The sequence below is a fragment of the Mesorhizobium sp. M0772 genome, assembly GCF_040320135.1.
Classification (GTDB): Bacteria; Pseudomonadota; Alphaproteobacteria; order Rhizobiales; family Rhizobiaceae; genus Mesorhizobium.
Genome location: NZ_JAMYPB010000099.1, coordinates 1 through 6,115, shown reverse-complemented (window position 1 = coordinate 6,115; position 6,115 = coordinate 1). Strand labels below are relative to the sequence as shown.

Sequence of the window (6,115 nt, the reverse complement as noted above, 5' to 3'; positions counted from 1 at the left end):
TCGAGGATGAGGTAAGGAAACGGCTCTTGAAGGGGGCGCCTGGCAAAGGCAGCGAGGCTCTCGTCCAGCCGCTTGTTGATGGCCGAGATCGACGAGGCCGAGAAGGCATGGCCGCACAGTTCTTCCGTGATCGCCTTCACCTTTCGGGTCGACACGCCCTGGACATACATCTCCGCCAGCGTCGCCACCAAGGCCCGCTCGGAACGCTGGTAGCGCTCGAACAGCTCGGTGGAGAAGCGCCCGGCCCGGTCCTGCGGAACCCGCAGCTCGAGCTTGCCGACCCGCGTCACAAGGGTACGGCCGTAATAGCCCGAGCGATAGCCGAGCCGTTCGGGCGTGCGCTCGCTCTTCGAAGCACCCAGCGCCTCGTCCATCTCGGCCTCGAGCACCTCCTGCATCACCGCACGGATCACTTCGTGCAATCCCTCCGGGTTCGAAAGCAGAATGTCTTTGACGGCAGCGCTGGCGGTCTTACTTTCAGTCTTGGTCATGGTGGCGTTCCTTCACGGGAATCAGGTGACGTTGAACATCACCAGCCTGCCATGACCGCCCTCTCTCAGCGAATTTGCAGAACTCTCAGCACACTACCTCGCGGTGCCCCCGACGCAGGGCCTGGCCATCTGCGTGGGGGACGCTGTGATCCGGGAGGGCCATGCGTCGATGCCGTGCATCTGTCGCGGATGACCCGCGCTGTACTTGGATGCCCAATGATCGCGTCGGATGGCCAGGTACCAGCGGACTAAAACAGGATCACTCACTCCTCAAAACGGCGTCCCCTGAACGTCACCGACACCGAAAAACGCTGAGAGCACTCCATGCCGCACCGCCGATAATCAAAAGTGCAACAGATCCTAAAAGTATTTTTACAGAACATTTGCAATCTAAAATTACGGACTATGGTAGCTTCATCCCATTCCTGAGGTTGGGCACCACGCGAGCCCATCTTCCAATGATCCGGTCTAGCCTTATAGCGGCAAATCACACTTCAATGAACCTGACGGGAAGTGATATGGCCATCCAAAATTCTACCCATCCAATGGGCCCTCCGCGAAGCGGGACGAGCATCGCGGCTAGCGAACTTGTGAAAGCGGCCGCGGATGAAGTTTGGAGGCCACACATCTATCACCAGACATTCGATGGCGCAGATGCGACTGAGATTATTGCCGACGACGGGCAGCAGCTAAGCGTTCATTCTAGCAACGCTCTTTGTTGCGGCACATTCGGCGAGTTGCTGCAAGGCCAGTTACCGGTCGGCTCCGTTCCCCGGGACCCTAATTTCTTGATCACGATGCCCATCGCGCTCTTTGCGCGAGCTCATTTCATCCCGATTGCAGGCACACAATGCGTAACCGTCTCTCCGTCACATAAAGTCAAAGCCAAACGGCTTGCGGAGAATCTCGTGATTGCGCTCGGCGCCTCAGGAGGAATCCTCCTTTTGCAATCTGAGCTCCCCGAAGGGAAAGGGATGGCGAGTTCGTCTGCGGATCTCGTTGCGACGGCACGGTCAATCGCCTGCTGTTTCAAGCGTAGAATCCGGACATCGTTGATCGAGAAGCTAATGGCGGAGATCGAGCCATCCGACGGGGTGATGTACCCAGGAGTGGTCGCATATCAGCAGCGTGCATGTAGCCTTCTCTCCTTCCTTGGGCAAATGCCGCCACTTGCAATCGTTGGTATCGATGAAGGAGGGACTGTCGAAACCGTCGACTATGATCAGCGGCGAGGTGAAATCTCCGCCAGTCACAGAGCAGAATATCACCAATTACTCTGCCGAGCACGGACCGCAATTCCGCGGGGTGACACGGCTACGATAGGCGGAATAGCTACAGCCAGCGCCCTCCTGCATCAGGAGCGGGCCCCAAAGGAGCATCTGAACTCGATGTTGAAAGTTTCCGAGGCCACTGACGCTCTCGGGGTCATAGTCGCGCACAGCGGCACAATGGTTGGAATCCTGCTTGATCGAATGGCGGCTGACTTTCCACCGAAGCTTCGGGCAGTGCTCGCCCATGTGTCCCCGTTTGACAACTCACCTAAAATATATCTGACCATGGCTCGTTATCGGTGAGGTGAGATATGGACGCTGTCCGCAAACGCCTGCCATTCTCCAGCTATTCTGATGCCTATGCTCTCCCCAGCATTATTAGGTGTGAGACAAACCTCTACCTTGCGCAGTTCGCGTTCATGAAGCTTCTCCCTGCCAAGTACATCATTGAGCAAGCGCTGGCGCGACGGATTTTGACGCACGGCATGAAAGTTCTCGAGACCTCGAGCGGAACTTTCGCCCTGGGTTTGGCCGTAGTTTGCCGGGAACGTGGGTTCCGGCTCGAAATCTTCACAGACCCGGTGATGGACAAGGGTCTGGAAAGGAGGTTGAACTCGTTGGGGGTCGACGTCTCCATAATTACTGAAAAGGCAACGCAGGGTGGCTATCAAAGAAGTCGCCTGGACGCATTACACGCTCGGATGAGACAGTTGGGCCGGTCCTGTTTTTGGCCCCGGCAATACGACACACCGGACAACCCCGCAGCCTATAAGCTCTTCGCCGATCAAATATCGGGGATGCTGGACGCGGACGTAACATTGGTCGGTTCTGTGGGGTCAGGCGGCTCTACTTGCGGAACGATAGAGCGCCTCCGCCAAACAGCCCCTGGCGCCTGCTTGATTGGAGTGGACACCTTCAGCAGCGTCATTTTCGGCCAACCGGATGGCGAACGGAAGCTGCGGGGGCTGGGGAACAGTCTAGTCCCCAAGAACGTGAAGCATGAACTGTATGACGAAGTGCATCTAATCTCAGCTCCGCTCGCATTTGCTGCGACGCGAACCCTCCACGAGCGGCACGCCGTTTTCGCCGGTCCGACCTCCGGAGCGAGTTACATCGTGGGGCGCTGGCGCGCTCGGCAGTATCCTGAAGAGACAGTAGTCGTCATATGTCCTGATGAAGGCCACCGCTACGTCGAAGCACTTTACGACCATAAGAGGCTTGAGCAGACCGCATGTTCAAATGAAGATGTGTCGCTGGCCGCGCCGGCCAGCGAAAATCATCCCTCGACCGCCCTCCCTCCATGGAACCGATATCATTGGGATCGGAGAAGCCGGGAAGCTGTTTTAAGCCTTTTGGAGCAAGTGTGATGCGAGGTAGCTTCTTATTTGTGGAAAGCAATACGACGGGCACTGGCGAACTATTGATGAAGCGGGCCAGAGCCCTCGGTTTTGAGCCCTATCTCGTCACGCGCAATCCTGTGCGCTATCCGTTCCTCAAAGACTCGGTCGCTCAAGTGATCGAAGCTGAAACACGTAGTCCGGATGAACTCATCGGGATGGCCGCCAAATTAAAAAGGTTGGCAGGGATATATTCGTCGTCCGATTATTTTGTGGAAGCAGCGTCGCGTGTCGCGACGGCAATGGGGCTGTCAGCACCAAATCCGGAGGCTATAGCCACATGTCGGAACAAATGGAAACAAGCGGCCCAGTTAGGGCGACAATCAATCGCGATCCCTGAAACACGGCTGGCCACTTCCGTAAGAGACGTCGAGAATATTCTTGCCCAAGCTACTTTGCCAGTTGTCGTAAAGCCGGTCTCTGGAAGCGGTAGTAGCGGCGTGCGGTTGTGCGATAGTGCCGCAGCCGCCATCAAGGCGTTTGAGAGTGCAAGGGGCGCCCTGCTCGATCAAGTGGATCTGCACAGCCCCGACATCCTGATCCAGCAATATGTGGAAGGTAAGGAATACTCTGCAGAGATAATAGCTTGCGAGGGGACGCTGCATTGCATTGGAATTCTTTCAAAGCACAAAGGGCCGGCTCCCTGCTTCGTCGAGGTAGGGCATGACTTCCCGGCCCCGCTACCGGAGCCATCCCTCAAGGAATTGGCTTCTTTTGCGGCGGGCGCGGTGTCAGCTCTGGGCCTGAATTTCGGACCGGCTCATGTAGAGTTCGTGATAACGGAGTCGGGGCCCGTCATCATCGAGGTCAATCCCAGGCTGGCTGGAGGAATGATTCCAGTCATGCTCTCGCACGCCTTGGGCACGTCAATCCTTGACGTGGTAATTAGACTTTACGCGGGAGAAGGGTTCACGCCTCCACGCGCGAGCGCGATGGCGGGAGTCATCCGTTTCAAACTCGCTCATAAATCCGGCAAGCTCAAACGCCTGAGCTTTTCTCGAAATACAGAACCGACAGTGCCCGTAGCGGGACTACTGAAATCTGAGGGGGAGGAAGTTCAAATAAATGGCGACTTTAGAGACCGGGTAGCCTATGCCATAGGCGTCGCCGATGAACTCAATGCCGCTGCCGCGGCAGCTGAACGGATGATCGATTCCATTGTGATCGATATCGAGGCGGCTACTGGCGAATCGAACAACAAGCAAGACGCTGGGTCGAGCGAGGGCAGGTGGACCCTGCATCCCGAAGCGATGAAGTTGCTCGCCCCGCCTATCGAAATCTCACGTGACGGTCGCCTTTTGCAGTACCAAGCGACCGTAGACGAAGCACATTTGGTTATGCTCGCCGACCAGGGCTTAATCAGCCAGGCAGCCGCCGCCGATCTCCTCAACCACATCTTGGACCTCCAGGACAAGGGCTTTCAGTCTTTGGAGGGCCGCGACGCTCCGCGTGGCCTCTATCTTGCTTATGAGGCAGAACTCGCTGCCAGAGCTGGCCCGGAAAAGGCCGGCTGGCTGCATCTTGCGAGGTCCCGCAACGACTTGAACGCGACCATTTCTCTCCTAGCTCTCCGCGAGGCCGCGTGGTCCATCTCGCGAGAAATAGGAATTCTACAGGATGCGCTGCTTCAGCGAGCGGAAGAGGCATCGAGATTTGTGGCTCCGCTGTACAGTCAGTACCAAATCGCACTCCCTGGGTCGCCAGGGCACTACCTGCTTGGCGTCTTGTTCGCTCTGGGGCGCGAGCGCCAGCGCCTCCATTGCCTGCTGGAAGACACCAGGAATTGCCCAATGGGGGCGGGTGCGGGCGGAGGTACCAGTATGCAGATAGACCCCCTGAAAACGGCAGATCTTCTGGGATTCGAACTGCCGTCGTTCAACTCACTTGATGCGGTCGCGAGCCGCGATCATCACCTGCAAGGGCTTTCAGTCTTCGCTGGTGTTTCAGTGTTGCTCAGTCGTGTGGCCCAGGATCTGCAGGTTTGGACGACGCGAGAGTTCTCCTTCATCGACATTCCCCACAATCTTGCCGGCGGCTCTTCCATGCTGCCCCAAAAGAAGAACCCGTTTCTGCTTGAACACATCAAGGGGGCGGCAAGCACCGTGATTGGCGCATACGTTTCTGCGGCAACAGCAACCTGCAAATCGCCTTTCAGCAACTCCATCGAAGTAAGCAACTACGGTTGCTCTCCGCTGAGCCTTGCAGAAGATGCCCTGAAGCGGGCCATCATTCTGACACAGCTTATTGTGAAGTGCATGTCATTCAACGTGAAGTCGATGCGCGGATATCTGGAAGACGGATCATCGATGACGGCCGTCGCCGCGGAGCGCATGGCGTCGCGAGGCGTTCCTTTTAGAAAGGCACACACACTAATTAGCGAGATCGCCGGGAGCCTGCCTCAGGATAGCAGCGTCGCGGAGCGCCGACGGGGTCTGGCCAGCCAGCTCGTTGGCGTTTTACCCGAGAGTCTCGAAGAGTGCAGGGACGCTCTGCAGTTCGGAGGAGGGCCCGGAAAAAGATCGACCGCCAACCAGCTTTCTGCAGCAAAAACGCTGTTTCGGGACATGCAGCTCAAATGCGAGGAAATACGGCAGCGCTGGGCGTACGCTGAGATACATCGTAGACAGAGGGTGAAAGAACTCATCGATAGACAACCACCTGCCTGAAGAAGCCAGGCGACAAGTTCAATGTATATCTAACTTCTATTTCAAATCCCCAGTTTGCGCCCTAGACGTTTCAGCGAGGCGCATTTTGGCGCAAGCCTCTCGCCTTCATTTGGCGCCTTGTGACGTCGAAAGTCCGCCTTGCGAGGTCGCTTTGGCTTATCCGCAAGTGTCGCAGAAACCATCTAGCCTTGGACGATTGCTGGATCGAGGCGGAACGGCGCCGAGGGTCCGTTTTGCAAAAGATAGGCAACGCCACTTCTGGGAGAGAATTATGATAGATTTGCTCAGCG

4 protein-coding genes are annotated in these 6,115 nt (G+C 56.9%); 3 read left to right on the top strand and 1 reads right to left on the bottom strand.

Translation table 11 applies throughout. The features are described 5' to 3' along the window. Positions 1-491 (bottom strand): transposase (locus NKI06_RS30605; protein WP_352987912.1); only part of this gene is annotated, 491 nt, incomplete at its 3' end. A 518-nt stretch (positions 492-1,009) separates the two neighbouring features. Here NKI06_RS30605 and NKI06_RS30600 point away from each other — a divergent pair. From NKI06_RS30600 to NKI06_RS30590, 3 genes are read left to right on the top strand one after another with little or no spacing between them, the layout of a single operon-like run. Continuing rightward, entirely contained in the window at positions 1,010-2,065 is a 1,056-nt protein-coding gene (locus tag NKI06_RS30600) for a GHMP family kinase ATP-binding protein (protein ID WP_352561696.1), read from the top strand. A gap of 8 nt (positions 2,066-2,073) precedes the next feature. Further along, a complete protein-coding gene (locus NKI06_RS30595) occupies positions 2,074-3,129 on the top strand; it encodes a cysteine synthase family protein (protein WP_352561694.1) in 1,056 nt (351 codons plus the stop codon). Beyond that, positions 3,129-5,825: a lyase family protein gene (locus tag NKI06_RS30590; protein ID WP_352826471.1), complete on the top strand. Its 2,697-nt coding sequence runs from the start codon at positions 3,129-3,131 to the stop codon at positions 5,823-5,825. Before NKI06_RS30595 ends, NKI06_RS30590 begins: the two co-directional genes overlap by 1 nt. Positions 5,826-6,115 lie beyond the last annotated feature (290 nt).